The sequence below is a fragment of the Komagataeibacter rhaeticus genome, from assembly GCF_011611525.1.
GTDB lineage: Bacteria > Pseudomonadota > Alphaproteobacteria > Acetobacterales > Acetobacteraceae > Komagataeibacter > Komagataeibacter rhaeticus.
This window is the reverse complement of record NZ_CP050139.1, coordinates 1,243,389-1,258,984: the sequence shown is the minus strand read 5'-3', so window position 1 is coordinate 1,258,984 and position 15,596 is coordinate 1,243,389. Positions and strand designations below refer to the sequence as shown.

At 60.5% G+C, this 15,596-nt stretch carries 11 protein-coding genes; 7 read left to right on the top strand and 4 right to left on the bottom strand.

The window, feature by feature from the left end; all coding sequences use genetic code 11:
• The first annotated feature begins 74 nt into the window (after positions 1–74).
• From GWK63_RS05780 to GWK63_RS05760, 5 genes are read left to right on the top strand one after another with little or no spacing between them, the layout of a single operon-like run.
• Entirely contained in the window at positions 75–1,361 is a 1,287-nt protein-coding gene (locus GWK63_RS05780) for an ABC transporter substrate-binding protein (protein WP_223846656.1), read from the top strand.
• Positions 1,362–1,375: 14 nt separating this feature from the next.
• The gene (locus GWK63_RS05775; RefSeq protein WP_007398010.1) at positions 1,376–2,296 is read left to right on the top strand and encodes a carbohydrate ABC transporter permease; all 921 of its coding nucleotides are present in this window, start codon (positions 1,376–1,378) and stop codon (positions 2,294–2,296) included.
• A gap of 1 nt (position 2,297) precedes the next feature.
• Positions 2,298–3,125, top strand: coding sequence for a carbohydrate ABC transporter permease (locus GWK63_RS05770; protein WP_007398009.1), 828 nt, complete (start codon positions 2,298–2,300; stop codon positions 3,123–3,125).
• Between the two features lie 48 nt (positions 3,126–3,173).
• Positions 3,174–4,283: an ABC transporter ATP-binding protein gene (locus GWK63_RS05765; protein ID WP_007398008.1), complete on the top strand. Its 1,110-nt coding sequence runs from the start codon at positions 3,174–3,176 to the stop codon at positions 4,281–4,283.
• 30 nt (positions 4,284–4,313) lie between these two features.
• Positions 4,314–5,087, top strand: coding sequence for an SDR family NAD(P)-dependent oxidoreductase (locus GWK63_RS05760; RefSeq protein ID WP_007398007.1), 774 nt, complete (start codon positions 4,314–4,316; stop codon positions 5,085–5,087).
• Between the two features lie 104 nt (positions 5,088–5,191).
• Here the strand turns inward: GWK63_RS05760 and GWK63_RS05755 are convergent, their stop codons facing one another.
• The 3 genes from GWK63_RS05755 to GWK63_RS05745 form a co-directional block, all read right to left on the bottom strand.
• Positions 5,192–6,667, bottom strand: coding sequence for an NCS1 family nucleobase:cation symporter-1 (locus GWK63_RS05755; RefSeq protein ID WP_007398005.1), 1,476 nt, complete (start codon positions 6,665–6,667; stop codon positions 5,192–5,194).
• An 88-nt stretch (positions 6,668–6,755) separates the two neighbouring features.
• A complete protein-coding gene (locus GWK63_RS05750) occupies positions 6,756–9,203 on the bottom strand; it encodes a TonB-dependent receptor (protein ID WP_223846655.1) in 2,448 nt (815 codons plus the stop codon).
• Between the two features lie 202 nt (positions 9,204–9,405).
• Positions 9,406–10,164, bottom strand: a complete 759-nt coding sequence (locus tag GWK63_RS05745; protein ID WP_223846654.1) for an aspartate/glutamate racemase family protein — start codon at positions 10,162–10,164, stop codon at positions 9,406–9,408.
• A gap of 176 nt (positions 10,165–10,340) precedes the next feature.
• Between GWK63_RS05745 and GWK63_RS05740 the strand changes: the two genes are divergently transcribed.
• The gene (locus GWK63_RS05740) at positions 10,341–11,021 is read left to right on the top strand and encodes a GntR family transcriptional regulator (protein ID WP_007398002.1); all 681 of its coding nucleotides are present in this window, start codon (positions 10,341–10,343) and stop codon (positions 11,019–11,021) included.
• A gap of 108 nt (positions 11,022–11,129) precedes the next feature.
• Here GWK63_RS05740 and GWK63_RS05735 read toward each other — a convergent pair whose 3' ends face one another.
• The gene (locus GWK63_RS05735; protein ID WP_112209959.1) at positions 11,130–13,649 is read right to left on the bottom strand and encodes a phosphocholine-specific phospholipase C; all 2,520 of its coding nucleotides are present in this window, start codon (positions 13,647–13,649) and stop codon (positions 11,130–11,132) included.
• 690 nt (positions 13,650–14,339) lie between these two features.
• Between GWK63_RS05735 and GWK63_RS05730 the strand changes: the two genes are divergently transcribed.
• On the top strand, positions 14,340–15,590 hold the full coding sequence (locus GWK63_RS05730) for an MFS transporter (protein ID WP_007397997.1): 1,251 nt from the start codon (positions 14,340–14,342) through the stop codon (positions 15,588–15,590).
• The last annotated feature ends 6 nt before the right edge of the window (positions 15,591–15,596 follow it).

Genomic DNA, 15,596 nt, shown 5'->3' with positions numbered 1-15,596 from the left:
GACCAAATACCGAAAAAAAACGGAACCAATCAATAAAGGGTATTGCAATGGTGACTTCCAGGATCCTGGCCGGCATGACCGTGCTCGGCATGCTGCTGGCCGGGCGCGCGCAGGCGGCCGGCACACTGACCATCGCCACGGTCAATAACGGTGACATGATCATCATGAAACAGTTGTCAGGTGAATTCGAAAAAGCCCATCCCGATATTCACCTGAACTGGGTCACGCTGGAGGAAAATGTCCTGCGCCAGCGGGTCACGACGGATATCGCCACCCATGCGGGACAGTTCGATGTCCTGACCATTGGCAATTATGAAGTGCCGATCTGGGCAAGGCAGGGATGGCTGGCCGAACTCAGGCCCGGTGCGGATTACGACATGGATGATATCGTGCCCTCCGTGCGCGCCGGGCTGAGTGTGGACGCAAAGCTGTACGCCCTGCCGTTCTATGCGGAAAGTGTCATGACCTATTACCGGACCGACCTGTTTCAGAAGGCCGGGCTGACCATGCCGCAGCACCCCACCTATGACCAGATCCGCACCTTTGCCGACAGGATTACGGACAGGGACAGCCAGACCTACGGGCTGTGCCTGCGCGGCAAGCCGGGCTGGGGGGAGAACATGGCCTATGTCACCGCGCTGGTAAATACGTTTGGCGGCCAGTGGTTTGGCGATGGGTGGAAGCCGATGCTCGATACCCCGGAATGGAATGCGGCGCTGACGTGGTATGTATCGGCCATGAAGGCCGACGGGCCACCCGGTGCGACATCCAACGGCTTTAATGAGAACCTGGCCCTGTTTGCCAGCGGCCATTGCGGCATATGGGTTGATTCAACCGTCGCGGGCGGCCTGCTGTTTGACCCCAAGCAGTCGCATGTGGCGGACAGGGTCGGTTTTGCCGCCGCCCCCATCGGGCCGTATGGCAAGGGACCGACATGGCTGTGGAGCTGGAACCTTGCCATTCCCGCATCGTCCAGACATGCGGATGATGCCCGTATCTTCATCGAATGGGCAACCTCCAGGGCCTATGTCCAGCTTGTGGCCCGGCATGAAGGCTGGGTGGCCGTGCCTGCGGGGACCCGTATCTCCACCTATGCCAGCCCCGATTACCAGAAGGCGGCACCGTTCGCGGCCTTTGTCCATACCGCCATCGACACGGCCGATCCCAACGGCCAGACAAAGCAGCCACGCCCCTATGGCGGTGCGCAGTTTGTCGGCATTGCGCCGTTCCAGGCCATCGGCACGCAGGTTGGCCAGAGCGTGGCCGCGACCCTGTCGGGCCAGATGACGGTGGAACAGGCGCTTGCCGCGGCACAGGCATCCGTGACCCGCACCATGCGCCAGTCCGGCTACCTGCATTAGGAAAGGGGACGAAGATGGACAAAGTGGCAATCCGCGCCCCCCTGACGGCCAGCCCTGCGGGCGGCGGTGCCCGCGGCCGGGGCCTGCAGGGTTTCCTGCTTCAGTCACCCGCCATCATGCTGCTGCTGGTATGGTCGGTGGTACCGCTGCTCATGACGCTGTGGTATTCGCTGCGCAACTACAACCTTGTGGACCCGACCCGGCAGGGCTTCGCGGGTATCAGCAATTACTGGTACCTGCTGACGGACCCGGATTTCCTGACATCGCTGGAAAACACCGCCATACTTGTGGGTGGCGTGCTGGCCATCTCGGTCGGGCTGGGGACGTTGCTGGCGGTTCTTTACAACGAGGAATTCGCGGGGCGCGGCATTGCCCGCATCCTGGTCATCTCGCCCTTCTTCATCATGCCCACGGTTGCCGCCCTGTTGTGGAAGAACCTGATGCTGCACCCGATCTATGGCGTGTACTCCGCCATGATGCGCGCCGTGGGCCTGACACCCGTTGACTGGCTGTCACGCTACCCGCTGGCAACGCTGGTAATGATCGTGGCATGGGAATGGCTGCCCTTTGCGGTCCTGATCCTGCTGACCGCCATCCAGTCGCTGGATACGGAACAGAAGGAAGCCGCGCGCATGGATGGCGCGGGCATGGTGGCGCAGTTCATCAACATCACCCTGCCCCACCTGTCACGCGCGATTACGGTCGTGATCATGATCGAGACCATTTTCCTGCTGACGGTATTCGCCGAAATCTCGGTCACCACGGCGGGCGGCCCGGGTGTGGCGTCGACCAACCTGGCGTTTCTCATCTATTCGCGCGCCCTCCTGCAGTTCGATGTGGGCGGGGCCTCGGCAGGTGGCGTCGTGGCCATTGTCGTCGCCAATATTGTCGCAGCCTTCCTGCTGCGCGCCGTGGCCCGCAATCTGGAGACCTGACATGGCAAGAACCCGCACACGCCTGCGCCAGGGCGTAGTCACCATCCTGGGCTGGGCCATTGCCCTGTGGATGTTCTTCCCCATCCTGTGGATGTTCCTGACGGGTTTCAAGAACGAACCCGATGCCATCTCCACGCCACCGCACCTGTTCTTCAGTCCGACGCTTTCAAGCTACCGGGACGTTTTCGCGCGGGAGGATTACTGGCATTTCGCCACCAACAGCGTCGTGATTTCGGTCCTGGCAACCGTGGTGGCCCTGCTTGTGTCCATTCCCGCGGCCTATGCCATGGCGTTCCTGCCGGGACCCCGCACGCGCATGACGCTGCTTTGGATGCTCTCCACGCGCATGCTGCCCCCGGTGGGCGTGCTGGTGCCGATCTACCTGCTGGCCCGCGCCACCGGCCTGCTGGACAGCCGGACGGGGCTGATCGTGATATACATGCTGACCAACCTGCCCATTACGGTATGGATGCTCTACACCTTTTTCAGGGAAGTGCCGGTACCCATACTGGAAGCCGGGCGGATGGACGGGGCAACCCGCTGGCAGGAAGTCACGCAGGTCCTGATGCCGCTGGCACTGCCGGGCATTGCCTCGACCGGGCTGCTGTCGCTGATCCTGTGCTGGAACGAAACGTTCTGGTCACTGAACCTGACGTCTTCCATCGCGGCACCGCTGACAACGTTCATTGCCTCCTTCTCCTCACCCGAAGGGCTGTTTTTCGCCAAGCTTTCCGCGGCCTCCACGCTGGCGGTCGCCCCCATCATGGTCTTTGGCTGGGCCAGCCAGAAGCAGCTTGTGCGCGGCCTGACATTCGGGGCGGTGAAATAGGACCAGGCGGCCCGCACCCCGCGTAGCAGCGACAGGAACAGACATGCCATGGCGACCGTAGAACTGCGCAACCTGCGCAAGACCTATCTGCATGAAGAAATCATCAAGGGCATCTCGCTTGCCATCACGGACCGGGAATTCGTGGTTTTTGTCGGCCCTTCGGGCTGTGGCAAGTCCACCCTGCTGCGCATGATCGCGGGGCTGGAGGACATAAGTGCCGGAGACCTGCTGATCGATGGGCAGCGGGTAAACGACACCGATCCCGCACGGCGCGGGGTCGCGATGGTTTTCCAGTCCTATGCGCTGTACCCGCATATGAATGTCTACCGCAACATGGAGTTCTCGCTACGGCTTGCCGGCATGCCCGAAGCCGAACGGCGGCGGCGCATCGGTGATGTGGCGCGCATCCTGCAGCTTGATCCCTACCTTGATCACAGGCCCGGCCAGCTTTCGGGCGGCCAGCGGCAGCGTGTGGCGATCGGGCGGGCGATCGTGCGCAACCCCAGGGTCTTCCTGTTCGATGAACCGCTGTCCAACCTTGATGCGGCGCTGCGCGGGCAGATGCGCGTGGAACTGGCCAGCCTGCACCGGCGGCTGGGCGCCACCACGATCTATGTCACCCACGACCAGGTGGAGGCCATGACCATGGCCGACAGGATCGTGGTGCTCAACAGGGGTGTTGTGGAACAGATCGGCACCCCGCTGGAACTCTATCACCGGCCACGCAACCTGTTTGTCGCACGCTTCATGGGATCGCCCGCGATGAACCTGCTGCCCGCGCGTATTCATGCCCTTACCCCCGACGGGATGGCACAGGTTCAGGCGGGGGCGGTCAGCGTCTCCATCCCCACGCGGCATGGTGGGCCGGAAGCAGGCACCGCGGGCACGCTGGGCATCCGGCCCGAGCATATCCTGATTGACCCGCAGGGGGCGATCACGGGCATGGTCACGATTAGCGAGCGGCTGGGGGCGATAACCCTGCTGCATGTCCGCCTGACTGACGGACAGATGATTGTCGTGCAGACGGGCGGGGACAATACGGACCGTGCCGATACCCCCATCCGCCTGACATTAGGCGAAGAACACTGCCACCTGTTTGACGCGGATGGCATGGCGCTGGCCCGTGAAGCGGACCATCCCCTGCTTTCGGACCTCTGAAAACGGCTTTCCTGTTCAGGATACAGACATATGTATACGCAAAAACTCCGCCTTGACGGGCGGGTCGCGGTTGTCACCGGTGGCGCGCGGAATATCGGCCTGGCCTGCGTTACGGCGCTGGCGGAATTTGGCGCCCGCGTCATCATTGCCGATCGTGATGCGGAACTGGCGGCTCGCGCCGTGACCGAACTGACCGCACAGGGGCTGGATGTATCGGCCACGGCCCTTGACGTGACCGATACGACGCAGGTGGATGCCTGCGCCACGCGCATCGGCGCCGAAGAAGGGCATGTCGATATCCTGGTCTGCAGTGCCGGACTCTGCATTTCCGAAGTCCGGGCCGAGGACATGACGGATGGACAATGGCTGAAACAGATGGATATCAACCTTAATGGCATTTTCCGCTGCTGCCGGGCGTTTGGGCGGATCATGCTGGCGCAGGGCCGTGGCGCGATCGTGAATATCGGGTCCATGTCGGGCCTGATCGTCAACCGGCCGCAGGAGCAGGCGGCCTATAACGCATCAAAGGCCGGCGTGCACCAGTATACCCGTTCGCTTGCGGCGGAATGGGCCATGCGCGGGATAAGGGTGAACGCGGTGGCACCCACCTATATCGAGACAACCCTGACCCGCTTTGGCATGGAAAACCCACGCCTTTACGCCGCCTGGCTGGATGGCACGCCCATGCACCGCGTGGGCCAGCCCGATGAGGTGGCCTCAGTCGTGCAGTTCCTGGCATCTGATGCAGCCAGCCTGATGACGGGGGCGATTGTCAGTGTCGATGCCGGTTTTACCGTATGGTAGAAAGCGGGCCACGACCCGTAATGATCCCCCATGACCCAGTCGGCCAGGGCCGGACAGAAAGATTTTTCTGGCCCGCCTATCGGCAATACCGCCCTGGCGGGCCATCAGGAAAGCGGATCGGCACGCCGCATGAAGGCGATGTAGCACAGGCCCCCGGTCAGGCACCCCGTAAACCAGGCAAAGCCGGACAGGGCCGATAGCGCAGGCACAAATACACTGGCCCCCCCTGCCACCACCGCGGCAAGCAGGGACAGGACCGCCGCTGGATTGACCCCGTTACGATACCAGTAACGCCCCTGCGGGCTGGTTGTATAAAGCGCATCCACATCCACCCGGCAGCGACGCACGATATAATAATCGCATACCAGAATGCCAAATAACGGGCCAATAAATGTTGCCAGCACGTCAAGTGTCAGATGCATCACCTGCGGACTGCCGTACAGCTTCCATGGCATGATGGCCATGGACCCGATGGCGGCAATCATGCCGCCACGCCGCAGGTTGATATGCCGGGGCGAAAGATTGGAAAAATCAAACGAGGCCGAAACGAAGTTGGCCACGATATTGATACCCGCCGTTGCAATGATGAAGGTCAGCATGCCGAATACGACCGCACTCAGGCTGTCGATATGCGCCACGGTTTCCACCGGATCAGTCATGACATGGCCAAAGGCTGGCGCCGTCAGCGCAATGGTGCAGACCGTCAGCGCTGAAAACCCGACGAAATTGAACGGCAGCCCCCAGAAATTACCACGCCTGATATCCGCCGCGCTGCGTCCGTAGCGGGCAAAATCACCAAAATTGAGCATCGGCCCCGAAAAATAGGAAACCACAAGCGCCACGGCATTCACGCTGGCCCAGACAAGCGCGCGCCCATGCAGGGGCGCACCGCCATCCGTGACATGAAAGGAAAAATGACGCCACCCCACACGATGGAGCAGATACACATCCAGCGCGATCATGACAGCATAGACTGCCGGCCCCGCCAGTTCGATGAACCGGCGGATCGTCTCGATCCCCCGCCAGAAAATGGCGGCCTGCACCAGCCATAACAGGCCAAACGCCCCCCACCCCACAGCGGACAGGCCCAGCATGCCATGGCGTTCAGCCTGCGCCCATGGCGTCATGCCTGGTGCAAGCCGCAGCGCCAGCACCACCAGCGCGTTCGATGCCAGCCACGTCTGTATGCCGTACCAGCACACGGCTATCACGCCGCGGATCAGCGCGGGAATATTGGCGCCCAGCACGCCAAAGGACATGCGGCATACAACCGGGAACGGCGTGCCCGTGCGCTGGCTGGGCACCGCCACAAGGTTGCACAGGGCATTGACGATCAGCACACCAGCCAGCAGGGCCGCAAAAACCAGTCCCGCCGGCAGGCCAAGCATGAACAGGTTGCCCGCCGTGACATAGCCACCAACACTATGCACGTCCGACATCCAGAAGGACAGATAGTCATACCAGGTCCAGTCCTGCATGGCTGCGGGCAGCAGGTCACGGTTACGCAGCCTGTCATCATTCCCCCCTGTTCGTGTGGTGGAAGAAAGGGAAACCGGTTCCGGTCGGACCTGCACATTCATACGCGTAACCTCCGCCGGTCAGTATGCTGTGGCGCACCCGCCATGTGAAGGTTGTACCAGCCCGCACGCCCCATTACATGATGCCCGCTCAGAACCCGGCCCGGAACGTGACAACCGCCGAGAACCGGCCCAGCGTGTTATAGGTTGGCGCGGTGCCCTGAATCCTGCCGATTGTCGTATTGGTCAGGCTGACACTATTGATGGCGGAATAGGCGTGGCTATCGATCATGTTGTTGACCCACAGCATGATTTCCGGGCTTTTGAGAAAACTCAGGCCACGGCCCACCAGGCTGTTGCGCGGCAGGCGGGCGCCCACGGTTGCATTCATGGTGTAAAGGGAAGGCAGCGCTTCCTGATTCATGAAGGTTGAATACTGCTTTGAAAAGTAGTTCAGGCCATAATTCCAGAAAAATATGCCGTTATCCCAATCTATGCCAAGTGATGCCGCCCAGGTCGGGGTATTGACCGCCATCTTGCCCTTGGTCGGCAGGCCATCAATGTTGTTGTCGATCGTGGAGTGAAGATACTGCATGGAGGCATAGGGACGGAAATGATGGATGGGCCGCGTCCCGATTTCCGCATCGAAACCGTTGGTGGTCTGGTTGCCTGCATCGATCACCTGTCCGATCGCCTCGTTCCCAAGGAACAGGGAGGTGGACACCTGGTGATGCGACAGGTTGTAATGGAAGTAGGTAAATGACCCGATGATATATTTCCCGGTATAGCGCACGCCCACTTCTTCGGTAATGTTGTATTCATCATGAATTTGGGTGGCACCCTGATTGGCGATCTGCCCGGTATTGGGGTTGATGGTCGTGATCATGGCGCTGTCGGGTGGCGCCTTGGCTCCGGTCGAGACACCGCCGAAGATCTGCACGTATCTGTTCAGCTGGAAATGACCACCCAGCGTGGGCAGCGGCATGAATTCATTGGCGCTGACCTTGCGCTGCAGGCCGGGAATGTTGTCCGTGCCATCACGGTGGATCATGGTCACGCGCATACCGCCGTCCAGCACCAGCCGCCCGTCAAGAAGTGTGACCGTATCCCCCGCATAGATGCCATTGACGGTGGAAATGTCGCTGTAATTCTGGGAATAGAAGACCTTGCCATTGCTCAGGCGCAGCGAGTCACGCGCCCGCCCCCATGATGTCGCGGGGTCCCCGCCACTGCTTACGCCCGTATAACCAACCAGGTTGGTTGAATTGTCGTAATCGAACCAGTAGCCCAGGTAAATATGGTGATGCCCGACCTTGTAACTCAACTTGGCGTTCACGCCGCCACGCATTTCATTCAGGCTGCTGTACTGTTCGGTCACGCCATAGGACTGTCCGGCCTGCTGGCCCGGAATGACAATGGATTGCGGGCTGCTGCCATATCCATCATAGACCTGATCGTTCAGTTCAAAACCCGAACCGTAAACCTTCTGGTTGGCCGCGACATAGGGCGTCACATCCAGCCCCAGCCGCCCGAAGTTGAAATGCGAGGGGGCTGCGATGTTGAAGGTCTTGGAATGCAGCCAGTTAAGCTTCCAGTAATCAGTGCCGCCATCAGCGTCATTCAGGTTGTACGAACCTGCCAGTTCGTTCTTGAGCCCCTTCTGGCGCCAGCTTGCCATGGTCATGTCCCAGTATGGCTCATTGCCGATGATACCGCGCGTAAAGCCACCAACCAGCGAAACCCGGTTGCCATCACCCCATTCCTTGAGGATCTTGAAGTCGATATGCTTGAAATCTTCCTGGCCCGGGCCATGGTAGAACGTGTCATGTTGGTTGGAAAACGAGATGTAGGAACGGATGCCCGTCTTGCCCCACTCTCCCGTATCCACGCGCAGGAACTGGCGCGTGTAGTCACGGTTACCCACACCGACATCACCCAGGCCGCCGAATTTCTTGGATGGATCGCGGGTCTTGAACTCGAACATCCCCCCCGAACCGTTAATGGCGGGCGTATCAAGGTTGGACGAACCGGGCTGCACGGATACGCTGCCAATATTTTCGCTATCGGTTACCCATGCCACATCAAGGTTATAGCCGCCAATACTGCTAAGCGGCATGCCTTCCCACACATTCGCGATCTGGTCCTGTGTCAGGCCACGCATGCTCAGGGCGGATTTTTCATGCCCGGCGGGATCTGTATTCGCCACCACGATACCCGGTAGCAGCTTGACCGCATTATAGGCGTTCTGTGCCGGGGACTGTTTCATGATATAGTCAGGGGTGACGGTGCTGCGGGCCTTGGGGGCTGTCTGCTTCTGGATCAGGCCGCCGCCGGGGGCACGCCCGGTCACGCCATCGGCGGAATGAACGATCGCGGCCCCTACATGGATCTGTTCGGCCGCGCCCGTGGCGCGTATGCCGCGTGGTGGCGTGGTGGCCGTATCCTGCGGCCGGGGAGTGGTGGCGCGCGAATGGGCGTCATGCCCCGCCACCGTGCGCGCAAGGGCCACCCCACGCGGCGCACCCAGCGCCAGCGCGCCTGTCAGCAGCAGAAGAAGCCGGAAACCGGATTGCGGGGCGGGCAGCGGGCATGTGCGCATGTGCGCATGTCATGTATGAAACAATATGATCCGGTCGGACTTTTTCCGTCAAGGCACATCGCGGGTGTCCTTATTGTCTATCCCGTACGGCAGGCGGGATTACGGCGGGAAATGATACTTGAGAGCAATATGTCTCGTTACGGATAGAGAATAATATGCACCCAAAATCCGAGTCAACGCATATTGTTTACAAAATTGGATTTCAATTATGGGTCACACAGATATCGGGCCCGGATACCAGATAATGCTGCAGTTCAGGTGACAGGCCCACCGTTTCCATCCCGCCCCGACAGGGGGTGGTGGACAGTGCAGGCCGCGCAAGCTGCCGTTGTGCTTCCAGCAGGCTTTCCCGCAACGAACACAGGACCGGGGCCACAACCTGCGACGCAATACGTGGGGCAAAACCCGCAAGCCCTGCCCCGCCCAGTACGATTCGGCTTGCGCCGTCCTCATGCACGGCCCGATTGCAGGCCTGGACCAGCTGACGGCACGTACCGTCCCCATCAAGGGCCAGCACGTTCCCCGTTTCGGGCAGAATACGGATGGATGCCAGACGGTCCCGCAGCCCCATGGCCTGTACCAGTTCCGCCAGCATGGGTTCCCATTTCGCCCCGCCCGTTACAATGGAGAACCGGCCCGGCAGGCGGGCTGCCCGCATGATGGAAGCCTGCGCCATGCCCATGACCGGCACCGGACAGATGCTGGCCAGTGCCTGCCGTCCCGGATCGCCAAAACAGGCCACCAGTACCCCGTCAAATGGCTCCTGCATGCATGCCAGTGCATCCAGTACTGCATGGCCTGCAATCGTAAGCGAAACCCGGTCCGTTATGTAGCGTGCGCCAAAACGTGCGGTTACAGCCTGAACCGTAACGGTCCCGGCAAAAAGCGCCCGGGCATGGGCCGCCATGCGTTGCGTCATGTCCATATCGGTATTGGGGTTGATCAATAGCAGGCGCGGCACGGGCAGGCATCCAATCATGAACTGAAAACAGGTCGGGACGGGAACCTGTCCATGATCAGTATGGTTTGAAAACCATTTACGTCAACCATGATTGTTTACAATGTTCAGGCTCTTGACGCAAACGCCAGACTGCCGCAACAGAATGCGTTTCTGTTCAAGGGGGGGGAGAGCGGGCCATGGGATCAACAGCCAAGGAAGAAACGCGCATTGCTGATGCTTTGTGCAAGGCTGTCCTTGAACGCAGGCTTGCACCGGGCAGCAAGCTGCCGGAAGAGGAACTGGCCCAGATCTTCCGCTCCAACCGCGCCAAGATCCGTCGGGTGCTGCTCTCGCTTTCGCGTTACCATATCGTAACGCTGGAACCGGGGCGGGGCGCGTTCGTCAGCCGTCCCTCCCCCCAGGAAGCCCGTGACGTACTGGCCAGCCGCCGGCTGATCGAGGTCAGCCTGCTTGCCAACCCCCATCGCAGCCTGTCAGCCGAAGGCGCGGAGCGCCTGCGCAAGATCATGGCGCAGGAAGCAAAGGCCCATGCCGACCACGATGCGGCGGCCATGATCCACACATCCGGGCAGTTTCATCTGACCCTGATCGAGGAGCTGGGCAATACGGTCATCAAGAACATTATCGAGGAACTGATCCTGCGCATGTCACTCATCATCACATTGTATGAGCGCCACAACACGACATGCTGCCTGTCATCCGACCATAATGACCTGCTGGACCTATTGCTGGCGGAAAAGCACGCGAAAGCCTCCGCGCTCATGGCCCGTCATCTGGAAGGGATCGAAAGCTGTCTCGATTTCCACCGTGAACCGGCCAGCACCACCATCCTGAGCCAGATCCTCAAGCCCGTCTGACGCCCGCGACATCACACGCCCCGCCAGGCACACGCCCCGCCCGGACGGCACGACCCTGGCCATGGCTGGCGGCTGCCCCCCCATGGGCGCGACGCATATCACGGGCCCTTACGCTGCGGGCCGCGGCCCTGATCCGGCAGACGGCACGCCCCCCATGACCGGGTCCGTCCGCCCCGGCTGCCCGGTCTCGATCCGCCCGGCAAACTGGTAGAGGAATTCCGGCTCATGCGCGCAGGTCAGGGAAATATCATACCATAGCAGGCCCAGCGCCAGATCGAATGGGAGTTCAGCCACATGGCCCGGCGCCACCTGCACGGACCGTGCCATACCCGACAGGGCCAGCGTGCAGGTCAGGCCAGCGGCCCTGGCACCATGGTTGCTTACGCGCACGACCAGATCCTGCCCCGGCCCGCAGAGATAACGGCATTCCACCTGTAACCGCAGGCCGCCGTACATCCCCCTGTAGCGCCGGTAAAAACCATTGGGCGCATGCACATCCACATCATACCGGCCACTGGCGGAATGTGTGCGGGCAAAGGCCGTGTCCAGCACATCTCCGGCCGCCACGGCATAGGTGCCAGCCTGCATGCCACCGCCAGCACCCGTGCCATGGCGGTAGATGTTGAACGGCACACCCGCCGCACGGGCGCCGAAACGGGTGTTGCCGGCACGCAGGCGAATGGCCACCCGCCTGCCATCTCCCGACAGGCCGCCATCGCAGTATGGTTCATAAGGCAGGGCACAGGCGGGGCGCGTGCCCGCTTCCTGCGTCAGGACGGCGCGCAGCCCTGCCGGATCGTTCCGCAAGGCCGCGACCTGGGTTACATCCAGCGCACTGAACCCGCCGGGCAGCGGCCGGTCACGTGTCTTTTCAATGGTGCGCAGGTAGGCATCGCGCCCAAGAAAAGGCAGGCGGGGTACGGTCCCGTCATAGGGGCGGAAGCATGAAGTCAGGTCACCGCTGATCGCGCGACGCCACGGGGAAATATTGTGCTCGGTAACATCCTTGCCGAATTTGTCCTGCACGAAAGCTTCAAGGAAACGCAGCGTGGACGTATGTTCAAACAGTTGGGAATTGACCCATCCCCCACGGCTCCATGGGGAGGCGACGATCATCGGCACGCGAAAACCCAGCCCGATCGGGCCACTGCGTGCCAGATGTTCCGGCACACCCCGATCCGTTTCATCCTGCGCTGTCGTATATTCCAGCCCCGGCTGGCCAATACTGCGGGAGGAACAACCGGTTTCCGGCCGCCTGGGATCGGGCGCGGCATAGGAACAGCAATGATCGAAATAGCCATCATTTTCATCATAGGTCATGATGAAGATCGTTTTTTTCCACACCTCGGGATTGTCGGTCAGGATATCCATGATTTCCGAAACGTACCATGCGCCATACCAGGGCGAGGTCGGATGGTCGGAGAAATGTTCGGGCGCGGCCAGCCATGACACCGTGGGCAGCCTGCCCGTTTTTACATCCTTCCTGAACTGATGAAGGATATCGCCGCGTGGGGCCTTCATATGGATGGTCTTCCTGCCATCATGAAATTTGAGTTTTTCCAGCTTGCGGTAATGCCGGTCCCCCCTGTTGGTGACAAAGGCCTTTTCAAACAGGCTGCGTTCCGCCGGGGTCAGTTCCTCCGGTGTTTCACCTGCCGATGCCCGCCGGCGCATCAGTACGGCCAGCAGGGCATGCGCTTCGGCCAGTTGTTCCGCATGGGTCTGGGAAACCAGCAGTTCATGACTGTTCAGCCGGTCGATATGATTCTGGCATTCACTGATACGCTCTTCCAGCCATGTACCAAAACCGGGATTGGCCGTGATGTGGTACCGGTCAAAGCATTCCAGGACATTACAGCCGAAATTGGACAGCCATGCCCGTTCATCGCGGCTCATGCCACCAGTCTGTGACAGTTCGTTCTGGTAGAATTTCCATGAAACACCAGCCTGTTCCAGACGCTCGGGGAATGTGGTCCAGTTCATTCCCCCTTCCAGTATCTCACCATTGCGCATGTAAACCCTGGATGCGGGGTCCTGCCGGTCCCGCACGGTACCGGTCCAGAACATCAGCCTGTTGGGCGTTGTACTGGTCATGGCGCCACAGTAATTCTGGTCACATACGGTAAAGGCATCAGCCAGCGCGTAGTAAAAAGGAAGATCCTCACGCGTGTAATGGCCCATGGTCAGCGGATAATGCGCATAATCCTTATGGTATGACTTCTTGGCGTCGATCCATCCATCATGGCCGCCACCGTTCCAGGCATCAACCTGACTGTCACGCGAATGCGGGACTGATCCCATCCATGTCACACGGGTATCATGGATATTGAGCCGCCAGGGCAGGTAGGTTTCACCGGACCGGCTGCCCTGGGCAAAAACCGGGTTCCCGTCGGGCAGGCGCATGGCACGCGGGTCATGAAAGCCACGCACACCCTGCAGGGTACCGAAAACATGGTCAAAAGAACGGTTTTCCTGCATCAGGATCACGACATGTTCGGCGTCCCGCCATGTGGACCCCATTTCCGGCGCAATGGCGAAAGCGCGGGAGATGGAAGCCGGCAGCCGCGCGGCGGAAGCCGCCGCACCGGACATGAGAGCATACTTCAGGAAATTCCTACGTGTTGTCATCAATCGCCCCCCGCAAATACAAATAAAACAAAAAAATACCCATTGAAAATATTCGAATTCAATAATAATTCATGAATTCTTCACAGGAAACAGGGCGCCTGGGCAATTCTTCCTGAATCCTTTCAGCTATCCATATATGAAAATCTTACAGTCCGGCCTCTTTCGTGTCTTCCATCCTGATCCTGGAAATCAATGAAGCATGTAGCCATAATCACAGACGGGAACCCGAAAGGCACTTTCCACTCACGCCGCATCGTTGCGTTGGTGGCATAGTCATACATTGAAAACAGATAATGCCGCCCCTTGCCGGAATTGACAAGATTCAGCCTGCCCCTCAGCACAGCCCCACCACTTTCCGACCGTTTTCTACCAATGGCCAGGCGGACGGAAGACCCGAAGGCGGTACGGTGCGTGGTGCACGACCCGCACCGGATGCCATCACCAGACATCAGGCCAGGTGGCGGCAGCATGCATGCCACTTTCCATATCCGGTCCATGCATAAAATATATTTCCATATTACTGATACTTACCTGCGGTAACAGGAAGGAAAATCTGGTAAAGCCACCCATTCCCACCCGGACAGACAGGCCGCCGTGCCGACGGTTACGGCTGGGAACGGGCGCGATCGGTCCCGATGGCGTCCATCCCCTATTCCGGCGGGGCGGCATGGCCGTTACCGTAAATCAAGGATGCATATCTTGCCTGTTGCGTTGCTGGCCCTTGCCATCGGGGCGTTTGGCCTTGGCACGACGGAAACCATTGTCATGGGGCTGCTGCCACAGCTTTCCGCAGGGCTGCATGTCTCCATCGCACAGGCGGGGCTGCTGGTGTCGGGTTATGCCATCGGGGTTACCATCGCATCACCGCTTGTCGCCATCCTGACCAACAGCCTGTCGCGCCGTGCAACGCTGCTGCTGACAATGGGCATATTCATCGCGGGCAATGCCTGCAGCGCCCTGGCGCCGGATTACACCAGCCTCATGCTGGCGCGTGTGCTGACATCGTTCTCCCACGGCACGTTCTATGGCGCGGCCTCCATCATGGCGGCGCAGGTCGTGCCCCCCGCCAGACGGGCAGAAGCCCTGTCCCTTGTCTATATCGGGCTGACGCTGGCCATGATCCTGGGCGTGCCCATGGGCACCGTGGTGGCGCAGATGACATCATGGCGCATGGCCTTCTGGCTGATCTGCGCGGTGGGCGTGCTGGCCTGGAGCACCATGTGGCTGTGGATTCCGCAGGACAGGGCCAGCGGGCCTGCCATTCCATTATCGGCACAGTTCAGGGCCATGCTGCATCCGCTGGTCATTACCATGATGCTGGTTTCGATGTGCACGTCATCCAGCATGTTTACCCTGTTTACCTATATCACCCCGTTCCTGCAGACCCGCTCCGGCTTCGGCACGCATGCGATTGACGGCATCCTGCTCATGATCGGGGGCGGCCTGTGCCTGGGCAACCTGCTGGGGGGCAGGCTGGCGGACTGGAAGATGCTGCCATCATGTGCCGGGCTTATGGCAACGGTGGCCGTGGTGCAGGTACTGCTTGTGCCCGGCAGCCTGCACCCGTGGGCCTGCCTTGTGCTGCTGTTCCTGTGGGGGGTGTGCATCTATGCCCCCATGGCCCCATTGCAGACCTATGTGGTTGCCTGCGCGGGGGCGGCGCCCAATATCGCCGCCGTCATGAACCAGAGTTCCTTCAATTTCGGTAACGCGGTCGGGGCCTGGGCGGGTAGCCATATCGTGGAGACCCATTGGTCCTATGGCGGGTTGCCCGTCCTGTCCGCCTGTTTCGCCTTTACCGGGCTGGGACTTGTGGGGCTGGCGGAATATTATGTCCGCCGACAGACGAAAAAACCCCGTGAAGTCGTGCCTCACCCGCTGACCAGCGCGACCCATGCCGTGGTCGCCCACCCGAAACAGAACCTGCGCCCCCACGCATAACGGGTG